The following is a 26,253-nucleotide window of genomic DNA, read 5'->3' as shown; positions in this document are numbered from 1 at the left end:
GCGGCCCGGGCGACGCCGAACTGCGGGACTACCGTGCCGCGTTCAACGCCGCCCACCTCGCCATGGCCGTCATCGACCCCGAGGGCCTCGTCGTCAGCGCCAACGACGCCCTCGCCGCCCTCCTCGGCACCGACGCCGCCTCCCTGCGCGAGCAGGCCGCCGCCGACCTCGTCGACCTGACCTCCGACAGCCGGACCTGGCACGCGTACCGCGAGGTCCTGCGCGGCCGCAGATCCCGCTTCCGCTGCACCCGCCGCCTCAAGCACCCCGACGGGCGGTCCCTGTGGGCCGAGGTGACCGTGGCGCCCGTGCCGCACAGCCGCCGGGTGCTGCTGTCCATCGCGGACATCAGCGACCGGCGGGAGCTCCAGGCACGGCTGCGCCACCTCCAGATGCACGATCCGGTCACCCGGCTGCCCAACCGCACCCTGTTCTTCGAGCGCCTCGCCTCGGCGCTGGAGAACGCCGCGTACGACGTGGGCGGCGACGTGTACGGCGGACCGTACGGAGAGGCGTACACGGACAGGTACGGCGATGGCGGATCAGGGCGTATCGGCCTCCTGTACCTCGACCTCGACGGCTTCAAGGCGGTCAACGACACCCTCGGCCACCGGGTCGGCGACCGGCTGCTGGCGGCCGTGGCCTCGCGGCTCACCGAGTGCGCCGACAGCGACGGGTACACCCGCAGCGGCGGTCACCTCGTGGCCCGGCTCGGCGGTGACGAGTTCGCCATCCTGGTCGAGGACTCGACCGGCACCGAACAGCTCGCCGACCTCGCCCGCTCCGTACTGGCCGCCGTCCAGCGGCCGTTCGACCTCGCCGGGCAGCGCCTGTCGGTGTCGGCCTCCATCGGCGTCGTGGAGCGGGCAGCCGCCGGCACCACCGTGACCGGCCTGATGCAGGCCGCCGACACGACGCTGTACTGGGCCAAGGCCGACGGCAAGGCCCGCTGGACGCTCTTCGACCCCGAGCGCAACGCCCACCGGATGACCCGCCAGTCGCTCTCCTCCACCCTGCGGCCGGCTGTCGAGCGCGGCGAGTTCGCGCTGGAGTACCAGCCCCTGGTGGGCATGGAGGACGGTTCGGTCCGGGGGGTGGAGGCGCTGGTGCGCTGGAACCACCCGCAGTTCGGCTCACTGGCGCCGAATCGGTTCATCGGAATTGCTGAAGAGGACGGCTCGATCGTCCAGCTCGGCCGCTGGGTGCTGCGCACCGCGTGCCGCCAGGCCCGGCAGTGGCAGAAGGACCACCCGCGCGAGCGTCCGCTGTTCGTCAGCGTCAACGTCGCGGTGCGGCAGGTGTGGGACTCGGACCTGGTGGCGGACGTCGCCGAGATCCTCGCGGAGACGGGGCTGGCGCCGCACCTGCTCCAGCTGGAGCTCACCGAGTCGGCGGTGATGGGGTCGGCGGGACGGCCGCTCCAGGCGCTGCAGGCGCTCAGCGACATGGGCGTGCAGATCGCCATCGACGACTTCGGCACCGGGTACTCGAACCTCGCCTACCTCAGCCGGCTGCCGGTCTCGGTGCTGAAGCTGGACGGTTCGTTCGTACGCGGCTTCCAGGACGAGGAACACCCCAACCCGGCCGACGAGGTGATCGTCGAGGCGCTGGTGCAGCTCGCGCACCGGCTCGGGCTGACCGTGACGGCCGAGTGCGTGGAGACGTCCGGGCAGGCGGCCCGGCTGCGGCGCATCGGCTGCGACACCGGGCAGGGCTGGCTGTACTCGCGGGCGGTGACCCCGGAGCGCATCGGCGAGCTGATCGACGTGGCCACGGCCGGCGCGAGGTCGTGAGAACCGCCCCTGCCCGGGTGTGTTCGCCGGGCAGGGGCGGTGGTCGTGGGGGGTGGTGCGGGGGAGCCGGATCAGCAGGCGCCGAGGTCCTGCCACACGCCCCACTCGCCGGTGGTGCCGGGCTCCTCACCCTTCGTCCACCACTTGGCCCTGTACGTACGGCCCTGGTGGGCGACCTGGGCCCCGCCGGTGTACTCCGCGGTCGCGGACCAGGCCGCCGCCGCACAGCCGCCGGGCGTCGGAGTGGGCGTGGGAGTCGGGGTCGGGGTCGGAGTGGGCGTCGGCGTCGGCGTCGGCGTCGGAGTGGGGGTCGGCGTCGGAGTGGGGGTCGGGTCCACCGGGGACGGGCCGACCGCCGCCACGATGTGGTTCAGCAGCGTGGTGCCCTCGTCCAGCCCGAGCAGCGAGTACATCATCGCGCCCGCCAGACCCCGGCTGCGGGCGTAGTCCGCCCGGGCCTCGATCGACCGCTTGTCCAGGCCGGTGAAGAACTCGCCGTCCTTGTAGAAGTACGACGCCTTCGCCGCGTCGTCCCAGAAGGTGGTCGCCGCGTTGTCGACGATGCCGCCGAGCTCCTTGTAGTGCGCGATACCGGCCTGCCGGCTGACCGGCCGGGCGGCCGAGGCCCCGGTCGCACTCTGCGCCAGGCCGTTCCTCGCCCCGGCCGGGACGCCCTTCCAGCCCCGGTAGTAGAACTCGTACCCCAGCGTCAGCTTGTTCGCCGGGAAGCCGCCCGCGATGCCGTACGCCGGCTTGCCGTCGATCCAGGAGTCGATGGCGTTGTCGACCGAGTACTTCTCGGTGCCGGGCTTGACCGGGTCGGTCGGGTCGTCCGCGCCCGAGTACAGCGGGGACTGGTGGTACGCCGGCCCGTCGCCGTCCCAGGCGCCGTGCATGTCGTACGTCATGATGTTCGCGTAGTCGAGGTACGCGCCGATCTTGTCCGTCTCGATGTGCCTGATCTTGTCCTGGCCGGCCGGGAGAGCGGCGGTCAGGAGGTACTTCCTGCCGCCGTGGGCCGCCCCGTACGCGTCGAGCTGCTTGCGGAACTCGGCGAGCAGCAGCGTGAAGTTCTGTTTGTCCTCGGGCCCGTGGTGGTTGCCCAGGTGGCCGTCGGGCGAGCCGGGGTACTCCCAGTCGATGTCGATGCCGTCGAAGATGCCGGCGGCCGTGCCGGGACCGCCGTAGCCGCCCTCGACCGGCAGGTCGCCCGCGATGTACTGCTTGACGCACGAGGCGACGAACTTCTTCCGGCTCGCGTCGGTCTTGGCCGCGTCGTGGAAGTACTTGGAGTACGTCCACCCGCCCAGCGAAATGTTGATCTTGAGCTTGGGGTACTTCGCCTTCAGCTCCTTGAACTGGTTGAAGACGCCCACGATCGGCTGGTCCCACTTGTCGGCGACGCCGTCGACGCTGTCCGCCGCGCTGAAGCTGCGCTGGTAGTCGGCGTACGAATCGCCCGCGCCGTCACCGGCGTTGGGGTTGGCGTCGTCGCCCGCCGCCTTGTTGGCCATGAAGCAGGTGAGGTCGGTCGGGTGGATGTTGCCGAACGAGTAGTTGATGACGTCCAGCTTGGCGGCGATGCCCCGGGTGTCGAGGTGCTTGGGGTAGAAGGCGTTGCCGTAGACGCTCCACTGGTCGTAGTACGCGATCTTCACCCCGCCGGAGGAGGGCGCGGCGGCCGCGGCGGGGGCCTGTGCGGTGGCCGTGCCGGCGCCGGCGGACGCGACGAGCGCGCCGGCGGCGAGCGCCGCGGTCGTGAGCGCGGCGACGAGGGGTTTGCGGTGGAGCACGTGCGACCTCCGAGAGGGGTGCGCGGTACGGGAGTTGGAGCAGTGATAGCCGCCGCGCGAACGGCACGTCAATGGTCCGGACCAAATGAGGACTAGACCAATTTCGCACCGAAAGCCCTCGTCAGAGGGGTACAAGGGCATGAAAGAACCGCCCGCCACCGGTGTGACGAGCGGTTTAAGGCTCCCTTAGGAAGCTTGTGCGCCCGTTCCCGAGGAAGAACCACCCGGCCTCACCCCGCGGCGCCGCCCGGCAGGTCGTAAGCGTCGGCGATCAGTTCGTACGAACGCAGGCGTGCCTCCGCGCCGTGGGCATTGGCCGTGATCATCAGCTCGTCCGCGCCGGTGCGCTTCTGCAGGCCGTCCAGCCCGTCGCGGACCGCGTCAGGGGTGCCGTGGACGACGTTCGCCAGCCAGTCGTCGACGAAGTCGCGCTCGACGGCGGTGAAGTCGTACGCCTCCGCCTCCTCCGGCGTCGGGATGAGACCGGGGCGGCCGGTGCGCAGCCGGACCATCGACAGCGCGCCGGTCAGGACCTGCCGGCGGGCCTCGCGCTCCTCGTCGGCTGCGAGCGCGGAGACGCCGATGAGGGTGTACGGGGCGTCCAGCACTGCCGAGGGGCGGAAGGAGTCCCGGTACAGCTCCAGCGCGGGGACGGTGTTCCGCGCCGAGAAGTGGTGGGCGAAGGCGAACGGCAGGCCCAGCGCCCCCGCCAGCCGGGCGCTGAACCCGGAGGAGCCCAGGAGCCAGATCGGCGGCCGGGCCGAGGGCCCCTGCACCGGACCGGGCACGGCGTGGATCCGCGCGAACGGATGCCCGTCGGGGAAGTCGTCGTCCAGGAACCGGACGAGCTCGGCGAGCTGCTGCGGGAACTCGTCGGCGCCCTCCTGGAGGCGGTCCGTGCGGCGCAGGGCCGCGGCCGTGGCGCCGTCCGTGCCGGGCGCCCGCCCCAGGCCGAGGTCGATGCGGCCGGGGGCCATGGCCTCCAGGGTGCCGAACTGCTCGGCGATCACGAGCGGCGCGTGGTTGGGCAGCATGACGCCGCCCGAGCCGAGGCGGATGCGCCCGGTGTGAGCGGCGAGGTGCGCGAGGATCACGGCCGGTGACGACGAGGCGACCCCGGGCATGGAGTGGTGCTCGGCGACCCAGTGCCGGTGGTACCCGCGCCGCTCGGCCAGCCTGGCCAGGGAGACGCTGGTGGCCAGGGCGTCGGCGGCCGTACGGCCGCTGCCGACGGTGACCAGGTCCAGCACGGACAGGGGTACGGGTGCGGTCCCGGGCGCCGTGCCTCGTATCGCGTCGTCGTTCACCGTCGGAGCCTCCACTACATGTGCTTGCGTACAGCGAACACAGGAACAGGAGGCTCTCTCCGCTTATTCCCGCAGGCCAGCGCGGCCGACGCGACCACACACGAGACGGAGCGAACGAGAACCGCCCCGGACCCGACACGACCACGCGCGTGAGGGGGACGGGGTCGGAGCCTGGGGGGTGGCCGGACGTGGAACGACCGAACTCGCGCGAAGCGCGGTGAACGAAGTTTGGCCGCCTCCCACCGGAGGCCCCGGCACCCGCCCGGCACCACGGCGGAAGCCACCGACGAGCAGCCCCGCGCGCGCCACCGCGCCGGGCCACCGCCCGGGTCTCAGGCCTCGCGGGCGAACAGCCTGCCCAGATCCGTGGACCAGGCCCCGCGCCGCTCGGCGAGCCGCAGGCCCTCCCACACCGTCACCTGGTTCGCCGTGAGCACCGGCTTGCCGAGCGCCGCCTCCAGCTCCGGCAGGTACGCCACCGTGTGCAGCGCCGTGTCCGGCACGAGCACCGCCTGGGCCTGCGGGTGGTCGCCGGTACGCACCAGCTGCACCACCTGCTCGCGGTCCCACGCGGCGACCTCCGCCGCGGTCACGATCTCGCTCGACCGCTGCCCGACGACCTCCAGCCCCGCAGCCTCCAGGAACCGCACGAAGAGCTCCGTGACGTCGCCCGGGTACGTGGCGGCGACGGCCACCCGCTCCGCGCCCACCGCGCGCGCCGCGTGGACGAAGCCGAACGCGGTGCTGGACGCGGGCAGTCCGGCCGCGGCCGCCAGGGCGCGGATCTGCTCGTGCGCGCCCTCCCAGCCGTACACGAAGGAGCCGCTGGTGCAGGCCCACACCACGGACTCCGCGCCGGAGAGGCGCAGTTCCTCGACGCCGGCCGCGAGCCGTTTTCGGGAGCCCATCTCCTGGAGCACGTCGACGCGGTGGGCGTCCTCGCCGATGTCGGTGTGGACGATGGGGAGGTTGAGGCCGTTGAGGAGCGCCTCGATGCGGGGGTAGTCGTCCTCGGCGGAGTGCCCGGGGTAGAGCAGTCCGACAGTGGTCATGTCACACCCTCCTGTGTGCGGCGCCGGCCCGTGACGGCTGCCCCGGCTTCCGCCGAATACACCTCGCCCAGGCATACCCCGCCGGGAGTCGGGTAGCGGCGCGCCCATGGCTCGAACTGATCGTCGACACAGAACGGGACCGCTGCGGCGGCGCACCCTGCTGCTGGGCTCGGCCGCGGCGGCCCTGGGTGCCGCCGGCTGCACGAGGGTCGCCTCCGGCGACGCCCTCGACCGGCTCAGATCCCAGGGCGTCGTGCGCCTCGGCATCGCCGGCGAGGTGCCCTACGGATACGTCGACGAGGACGGCGAGTTCACCGGTGAGGCGCCGGAACTGGCCAGGGCCGTGTTCCGGCGGCTCGGCATCGAGCGCGTCCAGCCGGTCGCCACCGACTTCGCCTCGCTGATCCCCGGCCTCAACTCGCAGCAGTTCGACGTCGTGGCGGCCGGGATGTACATCAACAAGGAGCGCTGCGAGCAGGTCATCTTCTCCGACCCCGAGTACCGGATGCTCGACTCCTTCGTCGTGCGCAAGGGCAACCCCCGCAAGCTGCGGTCGTACGAGGACGTGGTGCGCACCGGGGCGCGGCTGGCCACCGGCACCGGCTACGCGCAGCTCGACTACGCGGTGGCGGCCGGGTACCCCGAGAAGGACGTCGTCATTCTCCAGGACCAGGTGGCCGGGCTGAACGCCGTCGAGTCGGGCCGGGTGGACGTCTTCGCGGCCACCGCGCTCACCGCCCGCCTGGTGGTGGCGAAGAGCGGCAGGGCCGAGGCGACCGCGCCCTTCGCGCCGGTCGTCGACGGCAGGAGGAAGACCGACGGCGGCGGCTTCGCCTTCCGCCCCACGGACCGCGCCCTGCGGGACGCGTTCAACGCCGAGATCCACCGGATGAAGAAGAGCGGTGAGCTCTTCCGCATCATGCGCCGCTTCGGCTTCACGCAGGCCGAGATGACCACGCTGACCGCCGAGGAGCTGTGCCGATGACCGCGGGACTCTGGCAGAACTGGGTGCTCCCCGGCATCTGGACGACCCTCGTACTGCTCGTCTGCAGCGCCGCGCTCGGCGCGCTCGTCGCCTTCACGGTCGGCCTCGCCCGCACCCACCGCTCGCTGTTCGTCCGCTTCCTGGCGGGCGCGTACACCGAGATCCTCCGCGGCACGTCGGCGCTCGTGCTGATGTTCTGGCTGTTCTTCGTGGTGCCGCCGCTGCTCGGCTGGCAGTTGGTGCCCATGTGGGCGGCCGTCCTCGCGCTCGGCCTGTCGTACGGGGCGTACGGGGCCGAGATCGTCCGCGGCGCGGTCAACGCCGTCGCCCCGGCGCAGCGCGAGGCGGGCGTGGCGCTCAGCTTCACGCCCGGGCAGCGGATGCGGCTGATCGTGCTGCCGCAGGCGGTGCCCGAGATGATCCCGTCCTTCTGCAACCTGCTCGTCGAGCTGCTCAAGGGGACGGCGCTGGTGTCGCTGCTGGGCGTCGGCGACGTGTCGTTCGCCGCCTACCTGGTGCGGCTGGCGACCCAGGAGAGCGCGCAGATCTACTCGGTCGTCCTGGTGGTCTACTTCGTGATCGCGTTCGCCATCACCCGCTCCATGAAGGCCCTCGAACGGAAGACCAAGGCCAACATAGGGGTGGTGGGCGCATGACCTGGGACTGGTCCGCGGTGGCGGACTTCATGCCGCGGTTCTGGGACGGGCTGCTGATCACGCTGCGGATCCTCGTCCTGGGGTCGCTGATCTCGTTCAGCCTGGGCCTGGTCTGGGCGGCCGGGCTGCGCGCGCGGAGCCGGGCGGTGCGGTGGCCGGTGAACGCGGTGACCGAGTTCATCCGCAACACGCCGCTGCTGGTGCAGCTCTTCTTCCTCTTCTTCGTCCTGCCGGAGTGGGGGGTGCAGTTCTCCGCGCTGACGACGGGCACGCTCGCGATCGGGCTGCACTACTCGACGTACACCGCGCAGGTGTACCGGGCCGGCATCGACGCCGTCCCGGCGGGGCAGTGGGAGGCCGCCACCGCGCTGAGCCTGCCGCGGCACCGCACCTGGCTCGCGGTGATCCTGCCCCAGGCGCTGCGCCGGATCGCGCCGGCCCTCGGCAACTACGTCATCGCGATGCTGAAGGACACGCCGCTGCTGGCCGCGATCAGCGTGCTGGAGCTGCTCCAGCAGTCCCGGCTGGAGAGCGCGGCGACCTTCCAGTACACCGAGCCGCTGACGGTCATCGGTGTCGCCTTCGTCCTCATCGCCTATCCGGCATCCCTTCTCGTCCGAGCCCTGGAGCGCCGCCTTGCCCACTGAACTGATCCGCTTCGAGAACGTCACCAAGCGCTTCGGTGACAACACCGTCCTGGACGACCTGTGCTTCTCGGTGGAGGCGGGCAAGCACGTCACGCTCATCGGCCCGTCCGGGTCCGGCAAGACCACGATCCTGCGGATGCTGATGACGCTGGAGAAGCCGGACGCCGGCACCATCAGCGTCAACGGGAGCCGGCTCTTCCCGGCCGGTGAGAAGCACCGGCGCGAGGTGCGCAAGAAGATCGGCATGGTCTTCCAGCAGTTCAACCTGTTCCCGAACATGTCCGTGCTGCGCAACATCACCGAGGCGCCGGTGCGGGTGCTCGGTCTGGACAGGAACGAGGCGGAGCAGCGCGCCCGGGAGCTGCTGGAACTGGTGGGGCTCGCGGACAAGTGCGACGCCCGGCCGGCGCAGCTCTCGGGCGGCCAGCAGCAGCGGGTGGCGATCGCCCGGGCGCTGGCGATGCGGCCGCAGGTGCTGCTGCTGGACGAGGTGACGTCGGCGCTCGACCCGGAACTGGTGGCGGGGGTGCTGGATCTGCTCCGGGACATCGCCCGGAGCACCGACATCACCATGCTGTGCGTCACGCACGAGATGAACTTCGCGCGCGACATCTCGGACGAGGTCTTCATGTTCGATTCCGGTAAGGTCATCGAGTCCGGCGCGCCGGAGAAAATCTTCACCGCGCCCGAGCACGAACGCACGCGCGATTTCCTCGGTGCGGTGCTCTGACCTCTCACTCTTCCGGGTAAGTGTGCCAATGGCATATGCCAGAGTGTCCCGTCCCAGCGTATGACCGGCGGACGGGACACTTTTCTGTCAACGGGGCCCCCTCAAACGGTTCTTGGCGGCTATCGTGGTACAGAAGCATGCGGTCACAACCTGGTAGGGGGAAACCGTGGCGCTGAAGCCCGAGCCGACCGCGCCGTTCCATTCGGTGCAGTACGCCCTGCGCGTCCTCGAAACGATCTCGCGGCACGGCGGTGGCGTCACCGACGTCCAGATCGCGCGCGAGACCGGGCTCCCCACCGGCCATCTGGCCCCCTTGCTCCGCATGCTGCGCCGTGAGGGGTACGTGGAGCAGGTCTCGGACGGGGCGTACGTCGTCGGGGACTCCCTCGTCCTGCTGGGCTCCGGCGCCACCCGCCGCGAAGCCCTGCAGAACAAGTTGCAGGAAACCCTGACCGAGCTGCGGGACACCGTCGGCGCCGCGGTCTACATCAGCCGGTACATCGACGGCGAGGTCAAGATCACGCAGATGGCCGACGGTCCGCACACGCCCAAGGTCAACGAGTGGGTGGACTTCCGCTCCGCCGCGCACGCCAGCGCGGTCGGCAAGTGCCTGCTGACGCAGCTGGACGTGAACAGTCGCAGGGACCACCTCTCCCGCCACAAGATCGCGCGGCTCACCTCGCGGACGATCACGAGCGAGAAGGTGCTGTTCTCCAAGCTGGACAGCCAGCCGCCGACCGTCCCGGTGCTCGACCTCCAGGAGTACGCCGTGGGCACGGTCTGCGCGGCCGTGCCGCTGACGGCCGGGTCGGCCGTGGGATGCCTGGCGCTCTCCCTGCCGATCGAGCACGCGCACCGGCTGCGCTCGGCGGCCGACGCGCTGAACCGCAGAGCGGCTCCGGTCGTCCTTTCGCTGGCGCTCTAAACCTCCACCGCGCGAATGTGACCCGACTCACGCGCTCATGGTCGGGAGCAGCCCTCGGACCAGGTAGTATTAACTCTGTCAGCAGGCGCCGCTAGCTCAGTTGGTTAGAGCAGCTGACTCTTAATCAGCGGGTCCGGGGTTCGAGTCCCTGGCGGCGCACAGACGACAAGAAGGCCCCTCGCGCGAGCGGGGGGCCTTCTTGGTCTCCGCGACACCCGCACGGGTCAGGCCCGCAGATAGGTGAGCACCGCGAGGACGCGGCGGTGGGTGTCCTCGGCCGGCGGCAGGTTCAGCTTCCCGAGGATGTTGCCGATGTGCTTGCCCACCGCCGCCTCGGTCACCACCAACCGCCGCGCGATCGCCCCGTTCGAATGCCCCTCCGCGACCAGCCCGAGGACCTCCCGCTCGCGCGGCGTGAGCGCCTCCAGCGGATCGCGGCGCCGGCGCAGCAACTGGCGTACGACCTCCGGGTCGACGACCGTGCCGCCCGCGGCCACCCGGGACAGGGCGTCCACGAACTCGCCGACCTGGCCCACCCGGTCCTTGAGCAGATAGCCGACACCGGTGCCGTCGCCGCTGTCCAGCAATTCGGCGGCGTACGCCCGCTGCACGTACTGGCTCAGCACCAGCACCGGCAGCGCGGGCCGCTCGGCGCGCAGCGCGACCGCCGCGCGCAGCCCCTCGTCCTGGAAGCCGGGCGGCATCCGCACATCGGTGACGACGATGTCCGGATCGTGCTCCCCGACGGCGTCCCGCAGCGCGTCCGCGTCGCCGACCGCCGCGACGACCTCGTGGCCGAAGCGGCCGAGCAGGCCGACGAGGCCCTCGCGCAGGAGCACGCCGTCCTCGGCGAGGACTATCCGCAGGGTGCTGTCTGGTGCGGTCGGCACGGGATCTCCACTCGAAGCACGGTCGGCCCGCCCGCCGGGCTGATGATCGTCAGTGTGCCATCGAGGACGGCGAGCCGGTCGGCCAGCCCGGTCAGACCGGTCCCCGCCGAGGCCGCCGCGCCGCCCCGGCCGTCGTCCTCCACCTCGACCCGCAGGCGGTCGCGCGCGTGCCGGGCGATGAGCCGCACGCGGGTGGCGCCGCTGTGCTTGCCGACGTTGGCGAGGGCCTCGCAGACCGCGAAGTACGCGGCGCTCTCGACGGCCGGCGGGAGGCGTGGCAGCTCGATGCCGGTGTCCACGGGCACGGCCGACCGGTCGGCGGCGTCGGTGAGCGCGGCGCCCAGGCCGTAGTCGGCGAGGACCTGCGGATGGATGCCGTGGATCAGCTCGCGCAGCTCGGCCAGGGCCCGGCCCGCCTCGTCGTGCGCCCTGGCGAGCTGGTCGGCCAGGGGGCCGGGCGGGGCGTCCAGCCGGGCCAGACCCAGCGTCATGGTCAGCGCGACCAGCCGCTGCTGGGCCCCGTCGTGCAGGTCCCGCTCGATGCGGCGGCGCTCGGCCTCGAAGGCGGCCACCAGCCGGGCGCGGGAGCGGGTGACCTCGCCGATCCGGTCGCGCAGCTCCGCCTCGCGCGGCGCGAGCAGCACCCGCGTCAGCGCGGCCCGCGCACCGGCCAGCGCGCCGAGCGGGTACAGCAGCGCGGGCAGCAGCAGGAGCCCGCCGAGCGCCACCGCGCAGGCCACCGGGTAGGTGGTGACGAGCGGCCCCTTCAGCACCCGCACCTCCTGCCCGTCCAGCGCGAGCTGCACGGGGGCGGCCGCCATCGCCAGCGGAGCGCCCAGCGCGACCGCCAGCGCCAGCAGCTCCAGCGGCCACAGCACGAACCCGTGCAGCAGCGCGTACGCCAGCTCTCGCCAGGTGGCCTGTTCCCGTACCCGCAGGCGCAGCCAGGCGGCGAGTCCCGGCTCGGCGGGCACCCGGTGCGGATCGGGGGCCGGTTCGGTGTCGACGAGCCGCAGCCGGCGGCGCTCCAGGCCGCCGAGGGCCACTCCGGCGAGCAGCAGCGGGGGTATGCCGACGAGCAGGAGCGAGAAGGCGGCCGACACCAGGAGGGCGGCCAGCACGGGCACACCGACGAGCACACCGCTCGCCAGGTACCCGGCCGACCGCCAGGGCCAGCCGCCGCGCAGGTAGTCGCCCCTGGTCAGGGCCTGCCAGGGAGTCCGGGGCGTACGGGGATCCATGGGGGTCACGGTAGGCGCGGAGCTGTCGGCGCCACCATCTCCCGGGCGGGTGTACGGCCGGTATGCCCAGCCCTACCTGCGCGGTGGCCGGACGGCCACCGCCCCTCCGTCACGGGCCGTCAGAACTGCACGTCGGAGCAGGCGTAGAAGGCGTTCGCCGTGTCCGCGATCGTCCAGACGGCCAGGATGAGGTGCTTGCCCGTCTTGCCGCTGGGGATCGTCCCCTGGTGCGAGAGGGTGGACGGCGGCTGCTGGGCGTTGTACGGGACCGTGAGGAACGGCTGCGGGTCCAGGGCGGCGCGGGTGAGCGGAGCGCTGCTGTTCCAGCCGTTCTTGGTGATGTAGTACTTGAAGTCGGTCGTACGGTGCCGGGCGGTGAACTGCCAGCGGAAGGTGTGGCTCTGGCCGCCCGTCACCCGGGTGGCCGGCCAGGTGCCGCCCCGCGGGTCGTCGAGCTGGGCGAACTGCGGGTTGCCTCCGGCGCATATCCGCCCGTCGGCGGGGCCGCCGGACGGGAAACCCTTGGGGCCTTCGACCGATTGCGGCTCCCACTGGATGTTGCCGCAGTTGGTGACGGTGCCGTTGGCGCAGAGTTTCTGGCGGCTGATGGGGCTGTCGGTGTAGCCGTGGCTGCTGGCGCTGCCGGTGGCGAGGAGGGAGACGCCGGCGACGCCGAGGGCCACCACGGCCGCGCCGATCCTGCGATTTCGCATGCTGGTGCTCCTGATGAACGTGGGGGATGTTCCGTGAGCCGTGCTGCACGCGCGCGTGGTGGTGCGGGTGGTACTAGTGGTGCGGTGGTGCTGGTTCCGGTCTAGACCAAGTACCAATGTATGGACGCGGGTTGAACATGTCCATACCAATCACGCGCCTTCGACCGGACCAGTGCGACCCGTGTAGAAGGCCACCGTCAGGTCCTTGACCAGCGCCTTGCGGTCGTAGTCGTCCAGCTCGACCAGACCACGCGTGGTCAGCCGGTGGACCATGTCGTCCACCGCGTCCACCACGGACGTCAGCACCATGTCCCGGTGCTTGGCGTCGATCGCCGCGACCCGCCGCCGCTGCATGGCGGCCGCGATCTCCGGCGCGTACTCGATCCGCGTCGGCTGCGCCGAGAACACGTCGATCCCCACGGGCGCGCACTCCGCCGACAGCATCCGCGTCAGCGCGTCCCCCACCACCTCCGCGTCCCGCAAGGTCATCGGCGCGTCCTCGTGGAGGGGGGTCCCCCCTCCGTAGGCGGTCGGCGCGTCGGCCGGAAGCTGCGAGAGCACCCGGGCCATCACCGCCTCCACCTGCTCGCGCAGGTACTGCTCGTGGTCCGCCACCCCCAGCGCCGCCTGCGCCGTGTCCCGGATCCGCCACACCACCAGCACCACGACCCGCAGCGCGGTGCCGTTCGCGTCGACGGCCGCCAGCGGCTCGCTGCGCCAGTGCCGCAGCCGCACGTCGACGCGGCGCCGCAGCATCAGCGGGCTCACCCACACCAGACCCGTGCGCCGCACGCTGCCCCGGTAGTCGCCGAAGAGCGTCAGCACCCACGCGTACCCGACGCGCCCGCGCGCCAGCCCGCCGAAGGCGAACAACCCCACCAGCACGCCGAGCGCGAGCAGCGCCCACCAGCCGAGCGCGATGCCGTTGTACGGCAGGACCGGCAGCCGCAGCACCAGCTGCACCACCGGCGGCACCACGCCCACCCACCACAGCACCGCCGCGCACCCGGCGAGCGCGGCGGCCCCCACGGCCACCCCCGCCCAGCCGGGCAGCACCGGACCGGGCCGCTCGACGAGAGCCGGGTCGCCGGAGGGGACGGGCCGCGCCCGCGCGGGCGCCGGCAGGGCGTGCGCCCCGGACCCGGCCGGACGCGGCAGCGCCCCCTCGCGCACCGCGTCCCTGCCCCCCTCGCGCGTACCGACCCGCACAGCCGCCACAGGACCGCCCACCACGCCGATGCCGCCCGCCACCCCGGGGGCCGTGTCGTCGCCGTCGTCCCGGAACAGCAGGTGGACGGGGATGGGACCGGTCGTCTCGTTGCCGATCACCGGGACGCGCCGCCCCGCCGCCCCGCCTTCCGGCGTCGCCGTACTCACCACTCGCTCCTCGTGATCGCGATCGGTCATCGGAACAGCCGCCGCCAGGTCTCGGGGCCCGGGTAGCCGTCGGCCTCACCGCCGCGCCAGCCCTGCGCGCGCTGGAACGCCTCGACGTTGCGCCGGTCCGCCTCCGTCCAGCGCGGGTCGGGGCCCGACCGGTAGTGGGTGCCGAACCCCCGCTGCACCAGCCGGCGCCCGAGCTTCTCGACGTGGGTGCTGGACCGGCCCGGCCGGAAGTGCCCGCGCCCCGGGAACGCGGGCGCCGACGCGGCCGCGCCGCGGCCCGCGCCCGGGACGTCCCGGCCCTGCCCCGTCACCAGCAGCCGCCAGGTGTCCGGCCCCGGCAGCCCGTCGGCCTCCCGCCCGGTCCAGCCCTGAGCCCGCTGGAACGCCCGGGTCGCACCGCGGTCGGCGTCGCTCCACCGCGGCCCGGGCCCCGACCCGTAGAACCGCGCGCCGCCCCGGGCCACGAGCATCCGCCCGAGCTGGGTGACGTACCGGTTGTCGGCCCCGGGCCCGAAGGACCCCGGTCCCGGGTAGGGCGAGGACCCCCGGCCGCTCGTGGAGCCCGCGGCGGGCGCGGCGCTCAGGCCGTTGTAGCGGTAGGCGACGTACCGGCTGGAGTTGTCCCAGTACGCCATGGGCGTGGCCTGCCGCCGGGCGTGCGGCCGCGCCTGCTCGTAGGCGATGTAGTAGGTGTGCGTGTAGTCGGTCCAGCCGCCGAAGATCGTGACGTGGGAGCCCTTGTTCGGCTCGGCCGTGTTGTGGAAGAGCAGGATGTCGCCGGGCTGGAGCTCCGCGCGGCTCAGGGCGGTGCCGTACCGGTGGAGGGTGCCGGTCCATTCGTTGCCGGGCAGGCCCCAGGCCATGGAGACGAACCCCGAGCAGTCCTGCCGGTAGCCGTCGGTCCAGTACTTCTCCATCGAGTACGGGACCCGGGCGGCGACCCAGCGCTCGGCCCGGTTGATGATGTCGACGCGGGTCGTCCGGCGCAGCGACGGCGCGGACAGCCCGGCCTGACCCGCCGTCGGCCCGGGCAGCGGCCAGCCGTGCAGGGGCCCCGCCTGCCCCTGCGGTGTGTCCGACCCGGGCTCGTCCCGGACCAGGGTGCCGGCCGGGCCCGCGGATCTTGCCGGGTGGGCGGCGGGGACGGCGGCGGCCTGGTGGGCCGTGCCCGTACCGAGCGCCACGCCCGCGGCGGTGGCCAGGACCAGGGCGCGGCGGGCGCCGTGCGCGGCGGGGTGGCCGCCGGCGCGCACGGCGAGCCCGAGGGCCAGCTCGCGCCGGTGGCGGGCACAGCCCGGGCAGGGGCAGTCGGCGGCGGGCTCGTACTCCTCGAAGACCAGGGCGGCGGTCATGCGGTTCCCCTCCACACTCGTCACGATCGTCTCCTCACTGCGGTACGGGCGTCAGTGTCTCAACCGTCCTGACATGTCGCATTTTGACGGTTGAAAGGGAAAAAACGACCACCTGACAGGCCGGAATGCGGCAGCCGGTGGTCAGGACCACCCCCCGGAGTCCGGTAGAGTTGTGCAGGTCAGCAGGCGCCGCTAGCTCAGTTGGTTAGAGCAGCTGACTCTTAATCAGCGGGTCCGGGGTTCGAGTCCCTGGCGGCGCACGCGAGGCCGAGGCCCCCTCACCACAAGTGAGGGGGCCTCGGTCGTTCCCACCGCTCACGGCGGCCGCCGGCCACCGCGCGGGGGCAGGTGCGCACGGCGTTTCGACCTTGCGATCAATACAGGGCTCGTGGAACCTATCCTGGAGCCGGTGCCCCCCCCAATGGGGCATGAGGCGCGAACAGTTGGGGGCGGTTGCCGGAAGTCCCCTCCCACGCCCGGCGCGGCGCAGGGGGGCGGGGCGCACGTGACGGGATCAATGGGGTGGGGGCCCCGTTCACAAGCCGATCACGCGCCAGGCATCATGCAACCGGAAGGTCTCCGTTTCATGTCTGTGGAAACGGTGGCCCACCACTGATACGCCAGGACGTGCCGGTCGAGGGGGACAGCACGGCCCGGGCGTGGTACGAAACACGACCAATCACGCAGCCAGCATGCGTGCGGGGGGATGACTCATGACGTCGACGCCGACCGGCGCCCGGCAGGACAACGACCCATCCCGGACCACTCAGCTTCGGGTTCCCCCGCAGCTCCGGACCGGCGGTGCCCGGCAGCGCACACCCAAGCCGCTGCCGCGCTACGACTACGAGCACTACAGCAGGCTGGCCGGGCCCCTCACCCAGCCGGACCCGAACAAGCCGTACACGGTGCAGTACCGCTCGCTCATATCCCAGGAGCCGCACCGCATCCGCGTCGCGCTGATGCTCGCCGCCGCGCCGGTGCTGTCGCTGGTGCTGCTGGTCTGGCTGCTGCAGCCGTCGCACTGGACCGAGCGCGACTACCCCGCCTTCGACTGGCTGCCCGCCCTCGACGTCGTGATGCTCGTCTCGATCGGTCTGATCGAGTTCTTCCGCTGCATGAACGTGCTGTCGAACGCACACGCGACGCTGGTCGCCCGCGACCCGATCCCGGTCGTGCCGGAGTCCGGCACCCGGGTCGCCTTCCTCACCTCCTTCGTCCCGGGCAAGGAGCCCCTGGAGATGGTGACGAAGACGCTGGAGGCCGCCGTCAGGATCCGGCACCGCGGCCTGATGCACGTCTGGCTGCTCGACGAGGGCGACGACCCGGAGGTCAAGGCCGTCTGCGAGCGCCTGGGTGTGCACCACTTCTCCCGCAAGGGCATCGCGAAGTGGAACCAGGCGACCGGCGCCCACCGCGCCAAGACCAAGCACGGCAACTACAACGCCTGGCTCGACGCGCACGGCGACAACTACGACTTCTTCGCCTCCGTCGACACCGACCACGTGCCGCTGCCGAACTACCTGGAGCGGATGCTCGGCTTCTTCCGCGACCCGGACATCGGCTTCGTCATCGGCCCGCAGGTCTACGGCAACTACGACAACTTCGTCACCAAGGCCGCCGAGTCGCAGCAGTTCCTCTTCCACGCCCTGATCCAGCGCGCCGGCAACCGCTACGGCGCGCCGATGTTCGTCGGCACCTCGAACGCCGTGCGCATCAAGGCGCTCAAGCAGATCGGCGGCCTGTACGACTCGATCACCGAGGACATGGCGACGGGCTTCGAGATCCACCGCCACAAGAACCCGGCGACGGGCAACAAGTGGCGCTCGGTCTACACCCCGGACGTGCTCGCGGTCGGCGAGGGCCCCAGCGCCTGGACGGACTTCTTCACCCAGCAGATGCGCTGGTCGCGCGGCACGTACGAGACGATCCTCAAGCAGTACTGGAAGGGCTGGTACTCGCTGCCGCCGAGCAAGCTCTTCAACTACACGATGATGATCATCTTCTACCCGATGTCCGCCCTCAACTGGATCCTCGCGGCGCTGAGCTGCGCGCTGTTCCTGGGTCTGGGCGCCTCGGGTGTGAACATCGACCCGACCGTGTGGCTGATGCTCTACGGCAACGCCTCCGCGCTGCAGATCGGCCTGTACGTCTGGAACCGCCGCCACAACGTCTCCCCGCACGAGCCGGAGGGGTCCGGCGGTGTGGCGGGCATGCTCATGTCCGCGCTGTCCGCGCCGCTCTACGCCAAGGCGCTGATCGACTCCGCCCTGCGGCGCAAGAGCAAGTTCGTGGTCACCCCCAAGGGCGACTCGGCGAGCCCGGACAGGTGGTTCGGGACCTTCCGGTACCACTGGTACTTCATCGGGATCTTCGGCGCCTCCATCGTCGCCGGCTTCGTGTTCGGGCACTCCCACCCCGCGATGATCATCTGGGCCTCCTTCGCCACCCTGATCACCGCGACGCCGATCTTCGTCTGGCGGCACATGCTGCGCGAGGAGAAGAAGAAGCGCCCCGCCCGGCACCGCGGCGGACAGCCGTCCCAGCCCGCGCCCGCACCGGCCGTGGACCACGCGCCCCAGGCCAAGCCGAGCTGGGCCGAGCACAACGACACCATGCAGATCGCCCTTGAAGGACACAAGAAATGAGCAGCCTGCCCGTCCGGCCGAACCACCGGAGGAACCGTGCCCGCCGCATCCTGATCGGCACGGCGGTGGTTGCTGTGGTCGCCGGGTTCAACGGACCGGCCCTCTACCGGTACGGCTCCGAGCAGTACCACGACTACAAGATCAACAAGCCGGAGTACAAGGCCGCCAACGGCCACTGGGACTTCCTCGACGTCCCCTCCGAGTTCCGCATCAACACCATCCACGCGGCCCTGCTGCACACCGGCAAGGTCCTGCTGATCGCGGGCTCCGGCAACAACCAGAAAAACTTCGACGCGAACAAGTTCGAGTCGGTCCTGTGGGACCCGAAGACGAACAAGTTCAAGATGATCGAGACCCCCAAGGACATGTTCTGCGCGGGTCACACGCAGCTGCCGGACGGCAAGCTGCTCGTCGCGGGCGGCACCAAGCGGTACGAGAAGCTCAAGGGTGACGTCACCAAGGCCGGCGGCCTGATGATCGTCCACAACGAGGACCCGGACAAGCCGATCACGCTGCCCGCGGGCACCCGCTTCACCGGCAAGGCCAACGGCAAGACGTTCGTCTCCAAGGACCCGGTCCTGGTGGAGAAGGCGAAGAAGCTCCACGACAAGGCCACCGGACGCTTCCTGGGCACCGAGCCGGGCCTCGGCCGCATCTACGTCGAGGCGGAGAAGTCCGGCAAGGAGTACGAGACCGGCACCGAGGACAACTACAAGGTCCTCGGCCTGACCGGCAAGGACGCCCGCAACGTCTACGGCATGGCGCAGAAGCTCGCCCTCGACAAGAAGGACTTCCAGGGCATCAAGGACGCCTTCGAGTTCGACCCGGTCGCCGAGAAGTACATCAAGGTCGACCCGATGAACGAGGCGCGCTGGTACCCGACGCTGACCACGCTCAAGGACGGCAAGGTCCTCGCCCTCTCCGGCCTGGACGAGATCGGGCAGATCGTCCCCGGCAAGGACGAGATCTACGACCCGAAGACCAAGACCTGGGAGTACACCGGGTTCGAGCGCCGCTTCCCGACGTACCCGGCGATCTTCCTGCTGGACGACGGCAAGCTCTTCTACTCGGGCTCCAACGCCGGGTACGGGCCGGCCGACGTCGGCCGCGACCCCGGTATATGGGACCTGGAGACCAACAAGTTCACCAAGCTCCCCGGCCTGAGCGACGCCGACCGGATGGAGACCTCCGCGACCGTCATGCTGCCGCCCGCGCAGGACCAGAAGTTCATGGTCATCGGTGGCGGCGGGGTCGGCGAGTCGCAGGAGTCCAGCGAGAAGTCCCGCCTGATCGACCTCAAGGACCCGAACCCCCGCTTCCGGGACGGCGCCTCCCTCGACAAGGGCACCCGCTACCCCAGCGCCTCGCTGCTGCCCGACGACAGCGTGCTGGTGACCGGCGGCTCGGAGGACTACCGCGGCCGCAGCGGCTCCAACGTCCTGGAGGCCCGCACGTACGACCCGAAGAGCGGCCGGTACACGCGCGTCGCCGATCCGCAGGTGGGCCGCAACTACCACTCCGGGTCGGTGCTGCTGCCCGACGGCCGCGTGATGATCTTCGGCTCGGACTCGCTCTTCGCCGACGACGCCAACACCAAGCCGGGCGTCTTCGAGCAGCGCATCGAGATCTACACCCCGCCGTACCTGTACCGCGACGCGCGGCCGGCGATCACCTCCGGTCCGAAGAGCATCGAGCGCGGCGACAGCGGGGTCTTCAAGACGCCGGACGCCGCGAGGATCACCACGGCGAAGCTGATGCGGCCGAGCGCCGTCACGCACGTCACGGACGTCGACCAGCGGTCGATCGCGCTGGAGGTGGAGAAGACGGCGGACGGCATCGAGGTGACCGTGCCGAAGAACCGCTCCCTGGTGCCGTCCGGCTGGTACATGCTCTTCGTCACCGACGACAAGGGCACGCCGTCGGAGGCGGTCTGGGTCGAGGTCCCGTGACCCGGCACCGCTGACACGACACACCGAAGGGCCCCGGCTGCCGCCGGGGCCCTTCGTCGTACGTCGTCGGCTGCGGCGGGACCTACTTCGTGTTGCGGGCCAGCTCCAGGGCGTACTCCGGATACCAGTCGCCCGCCTTCGGGCCGCCCTTGCAGTCGCCGTCCGACTCGCCCGGGCGCTTGATCCACAGGTAGGCGTCGACCAGCGGGTCGCCGGTGTCGGTGGTGGGCGTCTCGCCGAGCGCGCGGCCCGGCGGGTTGCACCAGCTCTCGGCGGGGTCGCCGCCGGTGTACGGCCCGTTGCCGTTGCGGCTGGTGTCGATGACGAACGGCTTGCCGCCGGCCTTCGCCGAGACCTTCTTGCCGTACTCCTTGCTGGCCTCGGTGGTCTGGAAGTTGGCCACGTTCACCGCGAAGCCGTCGGCGCGCGCGATGCCCGCCCGCTGCAGCGGCCCGTGGATCTGGTCCGGCTTGCCCCAGCCGGCGTTGCCCGCGTCCAGGTAGACCTTGGTGCGCGGCTGCCGCTTCAGGCGCTCGACGGCTCCCCGCAGCAGGTCGTACCGCTCCTCGTGGTACTGGGCGGCGGTGCAGTTGTCCACCATGTGCATCACGGCGTCCGGCTCCAGGATCACCGTGGCCGGCCGGTCGCCGATGCCCTTGGCGACCTTGTCCAGCCAGTCGCGGTAGGCATTGCCGTCGGCGGCGCCGCCCGCGGAGTGCTGGCCGCAGTCGCGGTGGGGGATGTTGTAGAGGACGAGGACCGCGTCGCGGTCGGCCTTGGCGGCGGCCTCGGTGTAGCCGCGGGCCTCCTGCTCGGGGTTCTCGGAACCCACCCACGCACCCACCGGCTGGGAGGCGATCTTCCTGATCAGCTCGGCGTTCTTCGTGTCGCCCTCGCGCAGATGACGGGCGAGCGCCTGCGCGGCCTTGGTGTCCGGGTTGACCCAGAACGGGTCGATGTTCTTGGGCTGCTGGCTGACCGGCGGCGCCCCCTGCGGCTCCTTCGTGCCGTCCGAGGAGGAACACCCCGCCAGCAGCAGGGCCCAGGCCGCTCCCACCGCGAGCACGCCCGCGCGCGCACGCCTGGTGCAACTGCCGTACATCCACTCCCCCTTGGTGCACTGTCTACGGGGCCACCCCCCAGGCGCCCCTGCCCCGGACAAGCCCGGTCGAATCCATCCTGACACACCGGCCCGGCGCTGATCAGCGGGCCCCGGTCAGGTACGCGGAGACGACGACGTTCGCCGTGTAGGCGTCGGTGGCGCGGTCGAAGGTGCCGCCGCAGGTGATCAGGCGCAGTTCGGCACGGCCCGGCCGCCGCGGCCCGTACACCTGGTGCGGGTCGAACTCGTGCCGGGCGAAGACCTGGACGTCGTCGATGGTGAACTCGGCGACCGAGCCGTCGGTCCGGGTCACCAGGACCCGTTCGCCGGGGCGGGCGGAGCTCAGCCCGTAGAAGACGGCCGGTCTGGTCTCCGTGTCGACGTGGCCGACGAGGAGCGCGGCGCCGTACGCGCCGGGCTTGGTGCCGGTGGCGAACCAGCCGACGGTGTGCGGCTGCCCGTACGGCGGCGGGTCTATGGCGCCGGTGCCGTCCAGGCCGCGCGGGACGACCGGCGCCGTGATGCCCAGGGACGGCACCTCCACGCGCCGCGGCGCCACCGGCTCCAGCGGGTCGCGGGCGGGCGGCAGCGGCACACCGAGGGCGCCGACGGCTGCCGCGCCGCCGGTGGCGGGACCGCCCTGCACGCCGGGGGCGTCGGTGATGTCCTTGCCCCAGAGCCACAGGCCGAGCAGGAGCAGCGCCCAGGCCAGGCCGGTGAACAGCCGCCCGGTGCCGGCCGGGCGCTCCTTCTCGGCCATCACCGTCAGTCCGCGCCGTGACCCGCGTCCGTACGGCGGTGGCGGCGCAGCCGCGCGCTGCGGAACGCCACGGCGACGGCCGCCACGCCCGCCAGGACGAGGCCGATCACGGTGTGCGGGGTGCCGGGCCCGGCTTCGCCGGCGCCGGTGATGCCGTCGGCGACGCTGGGGGCGTCGGCGGGCCCCGGTGCCGGGGCCGGGTCGGCGGTCAGGGCCGCGGTGCCGCCGCCACCGGCGCGGACCGGGGCGACGGGCGTGGGCGGAGTGTGGTGGAGGACGTGGACGAGACCGGCGTCGCGGTGGTCGCGGCCGTCGCAGTGGACGGTGATGTCGTAGGTGCCGGGGGTGAGGTGGGACTTGACCGTGGTGTCGCCGTGCAGGGGCCTGCCGTGGCCGTCGAGGGCGGACAGCTCGGCGTCGGTGACGAAGGCCTTCGACCGGACGTGGCCGTGGTCGCGCTTGCAGCCGGAGACGCGGATGTCGACGTCGCCGCCGGGCTGGACGACCGCGGGCAGGACCATCGCCGTCACCCGGGCGTGGTGGCTCCCCGGGTCCTCCTCCCCGGCGTGGGCGGGGCCGGCGGCCGGCGCGAGGACGAGTACGGGCGCCAGTACGGCCGCCGGCACGACTGCCGGCAGAGCGGCCGCCCCTGCGGCACGGAGAGCTAGGAGCCTTGAACGCATCGTGAACCTCCTGGTACTCGAAGATTCACTCGTGTCGCCGCTTTTCGCATCCCCAGGGGACGGCCATCCGGCGCAATACCACCGCTGACCTGCGCGGACGGGCGCAGAAAGGGTCAGATCCGGTCGACCAGATCGGCGATCGAGTCGACGACCGTGGAGGGGCGGAAGGGGTAGCGGTCGACGTCGGCGGGGGTCGTGAGCCCGGTCAGCACGAGGAAGGTCTCCATGCCCGCCTCCAGGCCGGCCAGCACGTCCGTGTCCATCCGGTCGCCGATCATGGCGCTGGACTCGGAGTGGGCGCCGATGGCGTTCAGCCCGGTGCGCATCATCAGCGGGTTGGGCTTGCCGGCGAAGTACGGGTCCTTGCCCGTGGCCTTCGTGATGAGCGCGGCGACCGAGCCGGTGGCGGGCAGCGGGCCCTCGGCGGACGGGCCGGTCTCGTCGGGGTTGGTGCAGATGAACCGGGCGCCCGCGTTGATCAGCCGGATGGCCTTGGTGAGGGACTCGAAGCTGTACGTGCGGGTCTCGCCGAGCACGACGTAGTCCGGGTCGTGGTCGGTCAGGATGTAGCCGATGTCGTGCAGCGCGGTGGTCAGGCCCGCCTCGCCGATCACGTACGCGGTGCCGCCGGGCCGCTGGTCGTCCAGGAACCGCGCGGTGGCCAGGGCGGAGGTCCAGATGTTCTCGACGGGGACGTCCAGGCCCATCCGGGCGAGCCGGGCGTGCAGGTCCCGGGCGGTGTAGATGGAGTTGTTGGTCAGGACGAGGAAGGGCCGGTCCGCGTCCCGCAGCTTCTTGATGAACGCATCGGCGCCGGGGATGGGCACGCCCTCGTGGATGAGGACGCCGTCCATGTCGGTGAGCCAGGATTCGATCGGCTTGCGCTCTGCCATGGGGCGGGACTCCTGCCGTACAGGTGGTGCGTGAATGCTGGGGCGCCGCGACGGCACTGTGGCGACGCCCCCAGGGTAGTCACGATGCCGTGATCTTCACCCCGTCGATCACGCGGTACCGGTTGCCCGCCCCGGCGCCCGGGAAACGGAAGCCCGCGCTCGGGTCCGGGCGTCAGCCCTTGCGCGCCCGCAACCGCCCCACCAGCAGCTGCGCACCGGCGCCGAGGACGAACGCGACGGCCGAGGCCGCGGCGAGGAGCAGCGCGTCCGGGCCGGTCCTCGGCAGTTCCTCGGCGACGCCGGGGGCGGGGGGACGGCTCGCGGACCCGTCGGCGGCGGGCGGCCGTTCCCCGGCCCGGACGGTGAAGCGGTAGTCGCCGGACTCGCCCACCCAGTCGCCGTCGTCCCCGCGGCGCTGCACGATCGCGGCGTTGGCGGTGACCTCGTCGGGCCGGGCGTCGGAGGTGAAGGCGAGCCGCACGGGCACGGTCACGGTGCGACCGGGCGGGACGGTGTAGCCGGGGAAGCCGTCGTCGAGGACTCCGACGAGTTCGCTGCGGTCGGTCCGCTCGACGGTCACGGGGTGCGGGCGCCCGCCGCTCTCCCCCGGCGGTACGGTCCGCTGGGTCGCCCCGGCCCCGTCCGCGGCGGCGGCCGGGTCCTCGCCGTCGTAGAACTCCAGCTGGATCTGGGAGGGCTGGAGGCTCTGGCCGCGGTCGGTGAAGACGATCACCGGGTGGATGTTGTCGCAGGCGCGGCCGGTGGTGTTGGTCAGCTCGACGCGCCAGGTCCCGAACCCGCCCCCGGGGACGTAGACGGCGGGCCCGCCCGTGATGCGCGTACGGATCGGGAAGGCGGTGTCGGTGGCGTTCCCGCAGGTCGGCTGGCGGCCCGGCACGGCGATGGTCTCGGCGCCGCCGGAGGTGTCGGCCCTGCCGCCGGCGACCGGGGCCGCGGCGGGGGCCGCGGGTCCGGCGGGGCCCCGTGCCGGGTCCGCCGTCACGGCCACCGCGGGGGTGGGCGCACCCGTCAGCGCCGCCGGCGCGAGCGCGGCCAGCGTGGCTCCGGCGGCGAGGGCAGTACGCAGTCGCATGAGGCAGGCACCTTCGGCGGGGCGCGGACGGTCGTGCCCAGGGAACTTCCCACGCCCCGGCGCCCGCCCACCGGGACGGCTCCCGGTACCCGCCGTCCGGCGGCACGGAATCGCCCGATCGGCCGACTCCCAGGGCGCCGGGCGGCGAGAGCTCGCCGGAAGCCGGTTCTTGGCAGCGCGCGGGCTCATGTCATCCGGACGCGCGGGCTCATGGAACGGCGGGGCCCCGAGCGCGCGGGCTCATGGAACCGCCGGGACCCAACGCGCGGGCTCATGAAACCGCGGGGGCCCAACGCGCGGGCTCGTGTCATGCGAAGGCCCTCGCACGCGGGCTCATGTCATCCGGGCGCTCCCCGCACGGGGGCTCTGGAATCGCGGGCCCTCCGCACACGGGCCCTCGTCATCCCGGCGGCCCCGGCATGCGACTCCCGGGCTCCGGGGGCGTGCGACCGCCGTCCGGGCCACCGGGCTCCCGGGCCACCGGGCTCCCGGGCTGTCGGGCGGACGGCGGTCCGAACCCCCGGACCGCGTGGCACTCAGAGGCCGAACACCGGTGCCAGGGCCAGCAGCGCCGCGCCTTCCGCGACCGGGTGGTCGCCGCCCTCCGCGAGCGCCACCGGCACCGCCGTGCCGCCGCCCTCGCGCCGGGCGCGCTCCTCCAGGACGGCGCTCACACCCCGGACGAAGGGCAGCGCCGCGCCCGTGACGGCCCGGCCGCCGAGCAGCACCCGGTCGATGTCGAGGAGGCCCACCAGGTTCGCGGCGCCGACGCCGAGCACCCGGGCCGCCTCGTCGAGGTCGCCGCGCGCGACGGCGGCCAGGCACAGCGCCTCCAGGCAGCCGCGGCCGCCGCACCCGCAGGGCTCGCCGTCGAGCCGCACGGTCTGGTGCCCGAACTCGCCCGCACCCGTGCGCGGCCCCCGGTACAGCGTGCCGCCGAGGACGAGGCCGGCCCCCAGGCCCGTACCGAGGTGGAGGTAGGCGAACGACTCACCGCCCCGGCCCTGCACGGCGATCCGGAAGGCGGCCGCGTTGGTGTCCTTGTCGAGGACGACCGGCAGGCGCAGCCGCCCGGCGAGCGCGTCGCGCAGCGGGAAACCGTCCCATTCGGGGAAGCCGGTCACGCGGTGCGGCACGCCGGCGGCGTGGTCGAGCGGGCCGGGCATGGCGACGCCGACGCCGAGCACCGCACCGTCCAGGAGGCCCGACACCTCCCGCGCCACCGCCTCCAGCACGGCCTCGGTGCCGGCGCCCAGGTCCATCGGGACGCCGCGCGCCGCCACGACGGTGCCCGCCAGGTCGACCCGTACGACGGTCAGCTCGTCGCGGTCGAGGTGCAGCCCGACGGCGTGGGCGGCGCCCGGGACCAGCCGCAGCACGGTGCGGGGCTTGCCGCCCGTGGAGGCGCGGCGGCCCGCGTCGACGGCGAGGCCCTCAGCCCGCAGCCGGGCGGTGATCTTGCTGACGGCCTGCGGGGTGAGGCCGGTGCGCTCGGCGAGCTCCAGCCGGCTGACCCCCTCCGCGCCCGCGCGGCGCAGAAGGTCGAGCAGCAGGGCCGCGTTGTGGCTGCGCAGCGCCGGCAGGTTCGCCCCCGTATCGATGTTCACGGACCCATTGTCGCGTGTGCTTGCTCTTTGGCAACAGCGTTGCTTAAGTGG

The 26,253-nt window shown here is 72.3% G+C and carries 22 protein-coding genes and 2 tRNA genes; 10 read left to right on the top strand and 14 right to left on the bottom strand.

What is annotated here, in order from left to right:
- The first annotated feature begins 62 nt into the window (after positions 1-62).
- Positions 63-1,793 (top strand): putative bifunctional diguanylate cyclase/phosphodiesterase, encoded by a 1,731-nt coding sequence (locus ACIA79_RS28240; protein WP_399431196.1) that lies wholly within the window; start codon positions 63-65, stop codon positions 1,791-1,793.
- Between the two features lie 71 nt (positions 1,794-1,864).
- Here the strand turns inward: ACIA79_RS28240 and ACIA79_RS28235 are convergent, their stop codons facing one another.
- The 3 genes from ACIA79_RS28235 to ACIA79_RS28225 all read right to left on the bottom strand — a co-directional run bounded on the left by ACIA79_RS28235 (position 1,865) and on the right by ACIA79_RS28225 (position 5,945).
- A complete protein-coding gene (locus ACIA79_RS28235; RefSeq protein WP_399431172.1) occupies positions 1,865-3,727 on the bottom strand; it encodes a glycosyl hydrolase family 18 protein in 1,863 nt (620 codons plus the stop codon).
- Positions 3,728-3,816: 89 nt separating this feature from the next.
- Positions 3,817-4,893 carry an LLM class flavin-dependent oxidoreductase gene (locus tag ACIA79_RS28230; RefSeq protein WP_399431171.1) on the bottom strand — a complete coding sequence of 359 codons (1,077 nt, stop codon included), beginning with the start codon at positions 4,891-4,893 and terminating at the stop codon, positions 3,817-3,819.
- Positions 4,894-5,225: 332 nt separating this feature from the next.
- Complete coding sequence (locus tag ACIA79_RS28225; protein WP_399431170.1) at positions 5,226-5,945, bottom strand: decarboxylase; 720 nt, start codon at positions 5,943-5,945, stop codon at positions 5,226-5,228.
- A gap of 106 nt (positions 5,946-6,051) precedes the next feature.
- Here ACIA79_RS28225 and ehuB point away from each other — a divergent pair, with 106 nt between their 5' ends.
- The 6 genes from ehuB to ACIA79_RS28195 all read left to right on the top strand — a co-directional run bounded on the left by ehuB (position 6,052) and on the right by ACIA79_RS28195 (position 10,047).
- Entirely contained in the window at positions 6,052-6,930 is an 879-nt protein-coding gene (gene ehuB, locus ACIA79_RS28220) for an ectoine/hydroxyectoine ABC transporter substrate-binding protein EhuB (RefSeq protein WP_399431169.1), read from the top strand.
- Positions 6,927-7,586, top strand: coding sequence for an ectoine/hydroxyectoine ABC transporter permease subunit EhuC (gene ehuC / locus ACIA79_RS28215; RefSeq protein WP_399431168.1), 660 nt, complete (start codon positions 6,927-6,929; stop codon positions 7,584-7,586). Before ehuB ends, ehuC begins: the two co-directional genes overlap by 4 nt.
- Entirely contained in the window at positions 7,583-8,233 is a 651-nt protein-coding gene (gene ehuD, locus ACIA79_RS28210) for an ectoine/hydroxyectoine ABC transporter permease subunit EhuD (protein ID WP_399431167.1), read from the top strand. The genes ehuC and ehuD overlap by 4 nt, the downstream gene beginning before the upstream one ends.
- On the top strand, positions 8,223-8,963 hold the full coding sequence (gene ehuA, locus ACIA79_RS28205; RefSeq protein ID WP_399431166.1) for an ectoine/hydroxyectoine ABC transporter ATP-binding protein EhuA: 741 nt from the start codon (positions 8,223-8,225) through the stop codon (positions 8,961-8,963). The genes ehuD and ehuA overlap by 11 nt, the downstream gene beginning before the upstream one ends.
- Before the next feature lie 166 nt (positions 8,964-9,129).
- Positions 9,130-9,888, top strand: coding sequence for an IclR family transcriptional regulator (locus ACIA79_RS28200; protein WP_399431164.1), 759 nt, complete (start codon positions 9,130-9,132; stop codon positions 9,886-9,888).
- A gap of 85 nt (positions 9,889-9,973) precedes the next feature.
- Positions 9,974-10,047, top strand: a tRNA-Lys gene (locus tag ACIA79_RS28195).
- Between the two features lie 65 nt (positions 10,048-10,112).
- On the opposite strand, the gene ACIA79_RS28190 is transcribed toward ACIA79_RS28195, so the two are convergent.
- The 5 genes from ACIA79_RS28190 to ACIA79_RS28170 form a co-directional block, all read right to left on the bottom strand.
- On the bottom strand, positions 10,113-10,778 hold the full coding sequence (locus ACIA79_RS28190; RefSeq protein WP_399431163.1) for a response regulator: 666 nt from the start codon (positions 10,776-10,778) through the stop codon (positions 10,113-10,115).
- Positions 10,745-12,019: a sensor histidine kinase gene (locus tag ACIA79_RS28185; RefSeq protein ID WP_399431162.1), complete on the bottom strand. Its 1,275-nt coding sequence runs from the start codon at positions 12,017-12,019 to the stop codon at positions 10,745-10,747. The genes ACIA79_RS28190 and ACIA79_RS28185 overlap by 34 nt, the downstream gene beginning before the upstream one ends.
- A 119-nt stretch (positions 12,020-12,138) precedes the next feature.
- A complete protein-coding gene (locus ACIA79_RS28180) occupies positions 12,139-12,732 on the bottom strand; it encodes a lytic polysaccharide monooxygenase (protein ID WP_399431161.1) in 594 nt (197 codons plus the stop codon).
- Between the two features lie 150 nt (positions 12,733-12,882).
- A complete protein-coding gene (locus ACIA79_RS28175) occupies positions 12,883-14,109 on the bottom strand; it encodes an SPFH domain-containing protein (RefSeq protein ID WP_399431160.1) in 1,227 nt (408 codons plus the stop codon).
- A 26-nt stretch (positions 14,110-14,135) separates the two neighbouring features.
- Positions 14,136-15,470 carry a peptidoglycan-binding protein gene (locus ACIA79_RS28170; protein WP_399431195.1) on the bottom strand — a complete coding sequence of 445 codons (1,335 nt, stop codon included), beginning with the start codon at positions 15,468-15,470 and terminating at the stop codon, positions 14,136-14,138.
- 186 nt (positions 15,471-15,656) lie between these two features.
- Here ACIA79_RS28170 and ACIA79_RS28165 point away from each other — a divergent pair.
- From ACIA79_RS28165 to ACIA79_RS28155, 3 genes are all read left to right on the top strand, one after another.
- A tRNA-Lys gene (locus tag ACIA79_RS28165) sits at positions 15,657-15,730 on the top strand.
- A gap of 453 nt (positions 15,731-16,183) precedes the next feature.
- Entirely contained in the window at positions 16,184-18,115 is a 1,932-nt protein-coding gene (locus tag ACIA79_RS28160) for a glycosyltransferase family 2 protein (protein WP_399431159.1), read from the top strand.
- Entirely contained in the window at positions 18,112-20,064 is a 1,953-nt protein-coding gene (locus tag ACIA79_RS28155; RefSeq protein WP_399431158.1) for a galactose oxidase-like domain-containing protein, read from the top strand. Before ACIA79_RS28160 ends, ACIA79_RS28155 begins: the two co-directional genes overlap by 4 nt.
- An 82-nt stretch (positions 20,065-20,146) precedes the next feature.
- Here ACIA79_RS28155 and ACIA79_RS28150 read toward each other — a convergent pair whose 3' ends face one another.
- The 6 genes from ACIA79_RS28150 to ACIA79_RS28125 form a co-directional block, all read right to left on the bottom strand.
- A complete protein-coding gene (locus ACIA79_RS28150; RefSeq protein ID WP_399431157.1) occupies positions 20,147-21,166 on the bottom strand; it encodes a glycoside hydrolase family 6 protein in 1,020 nt (339 codons plus the stop codon).
- A gap of 100 nt (positions 21,167-21,266) precedes the next feature.
- Complete coding sequence (locus ACIA79_RS28145; protein WP_399431156.1) at positions 21,267-21,926, bottom strand: class F sortase; 660 nt, start codon at positions 21,924-21,926, stop codon at positions 21,267-21,269.
- A gap of 5 nt (positions 21,927-21,931) precedes the next feature.
- Entirely contained in the window at positions 21,932-22,609 is a 678-nt protein-coding gene (locus ACIA79_RS28140; RefSeq protein ID WP_399431155.1) for a hypothetical protein, read from the bottom strand.
- A gap of 113 nt (positions 22,610-22,722) precedes the next feature.
- A complete protein-coding gene (locus ACIA79_RS28135; protein WP_399431154.1) occupies positions 22,723-23,502 on the bottom strand; it encodes an HAD-IIA family hydrolase in 780 nt (259 codons plus the stop codon).
- A 172-nt stretch (positions 23,503-23,674) separates the two neighbouring features.
- Entirely contained in the window at positions 23,675-24,595 is a 921-nt protein-coding gene (locus ACIA79_RS28130) for a hypothetical protein (RefSeq protein ID WP_399431153.1), read from the bottom strand.
- 536 nt (positions 24,596-25,131) lie between these two features.
- A complete protein-coding gene (locus ACIA79_RS28125) occupies positions 25,132-26,202 on the bottom strand; it encodes an ROK family protein (RefSeq protein ID WP_399431152.1) in 1,071 nt (356 codons plus the stop codon).
- Positions 26,203-26,253: the final 51 nt, after the last annotated feature.

The sequence above is a fragment of the Streptomyces sp. NPDC051310 genome (genome assembly GCF_044455245.1).
Taxonomy (GTDB): domain Bacteria; phylum Actinomycetota; class Actinomycetes; order Streptomycetales; family Streptomycetaceae; genus Streptomyces.
Note: the sequence above shows the minus strand (reverse complement) of the source record. Positions and strands in the feature narration are given on the sequence as shown.

Excerpts from the sequence above, each read along its gene's own strand:
- ACIA79_RS28240 (WP_399431196.1), top strand. The coding sequence starts at position 63 with ATGGCCGTCATCGACCCCGAGGGCCTCGTCGTCAGCGCCAACGACGCC.
- ACIA79_RS28235 (WP_399431172.1), bottom strand. The coding sequence starts at position 3,727 with ATGCCCTTGTACCCCTCTGACGAGGGCTTTCGGTGCGAAATTGGTCTA.
- ACIA79_RS28225 (WP_399431170.1), bottom strand. The coding sequence starts at position 5,945 with ATGACCACTGTCGGACTGCTCTACCCCGGGCACTCCGCCGAGGACGAC.
- ehuB (WP_399431169.1), top strand. The coding sequence starts at position 6,052 with ATGGCTCGAACTGATCGTCGACACAGAACGGGACCGCTGCGGCGGCGC.
- ehuC (WP_399431168.1), top strand. The coding sequence starts at position 6,927 with ATGACCGCGGGACTCTGGCAGAACTGGGTGCTCCCCGGCATCTGGACG.
- ehuD (WP_399431167.1), top strand. The coding sequence starts at position 7,583 with ATGACCTGGGACTGGTCCGCGGTGGCGGACTTCATGCCGCGGTTCTGG.
- ACIA79_RS28185 (WP_399431162.1), bottom strand. The coding sequence starts at position 12,019 with ATGGATCCCCGTACGCCCCGGACTCCCTGGCAGGCCCTGACCAGGGGC.
- ACIA79_RS28180 (WP_399431161.1), bottom strand. The coding sequence starts at position 12,732 with ATGCGAAATCGCAGGATCGGCGCGGCCGTGGTGGCCCTCGGCGTCGCC.
- ACIA79_RS28170 (WP_399431195.1), bottom strand. The coding sequence starts at position 15,470 with ATGACCGCCGCCCTGGTCTTCGAGGAGTACGAGCCCGCCGCCGACTGC.
- ACIA79_RS28160 (WP_399431159.1), top strand. The coding sequence starts at position 16,184 with ATGACGTCGACGCCGACCGGCGCCCGGCAGGACAACGACCCATCCCGG.
- ACIA79_RS28155 (WP_399431158.1), top strand. The coding sequence starts at position 18,112 with ATGAGCAGCCTGCCCGTCCGGCCGAACCACCGGAGGAACCGTGCCCGC.
- ACIA79_RS28150 (WP_399431157.1), bottom strand. The coding sequence starts at position 21,166 with ATGTACGGCAGTTGCACCAGGCGTGCGCGCGCGGGCGTGCTCGCGGTG.
- ACIA79_RS28145 (WP_399431156.1), bottom strand. The coding sequence starts at position 21,926 with ATGGCCGAGAAGGAGCGCCCGGCCGGCACCGGGCGGCTGTTCACCGGC.
- ACIA79_RS28140 (WP_399431155.1), bottom strand. The coding sequence starts at position 22,609 with ATGCGTTCAAGGCTCCTAGCTCTCCGTGCCGCAGGGGCGGCCGCTCTG.
- ACIA79_RS28135 (WP_399431154.1), bottom strand. The coding sequence starts at position 23,502 with ATGGCAGAGCGCAAGCCGATCGAATCCTGGCTCACCGACATGGACGGC.
- ACIA79_RS28130 (WP_399431153.1), bottom strand. The coding sequence starts at position 24,595 with ATGCGACTGCGTACTGCCCTCGCCGCCGGAGCCACGCTGGCCGCGCTC.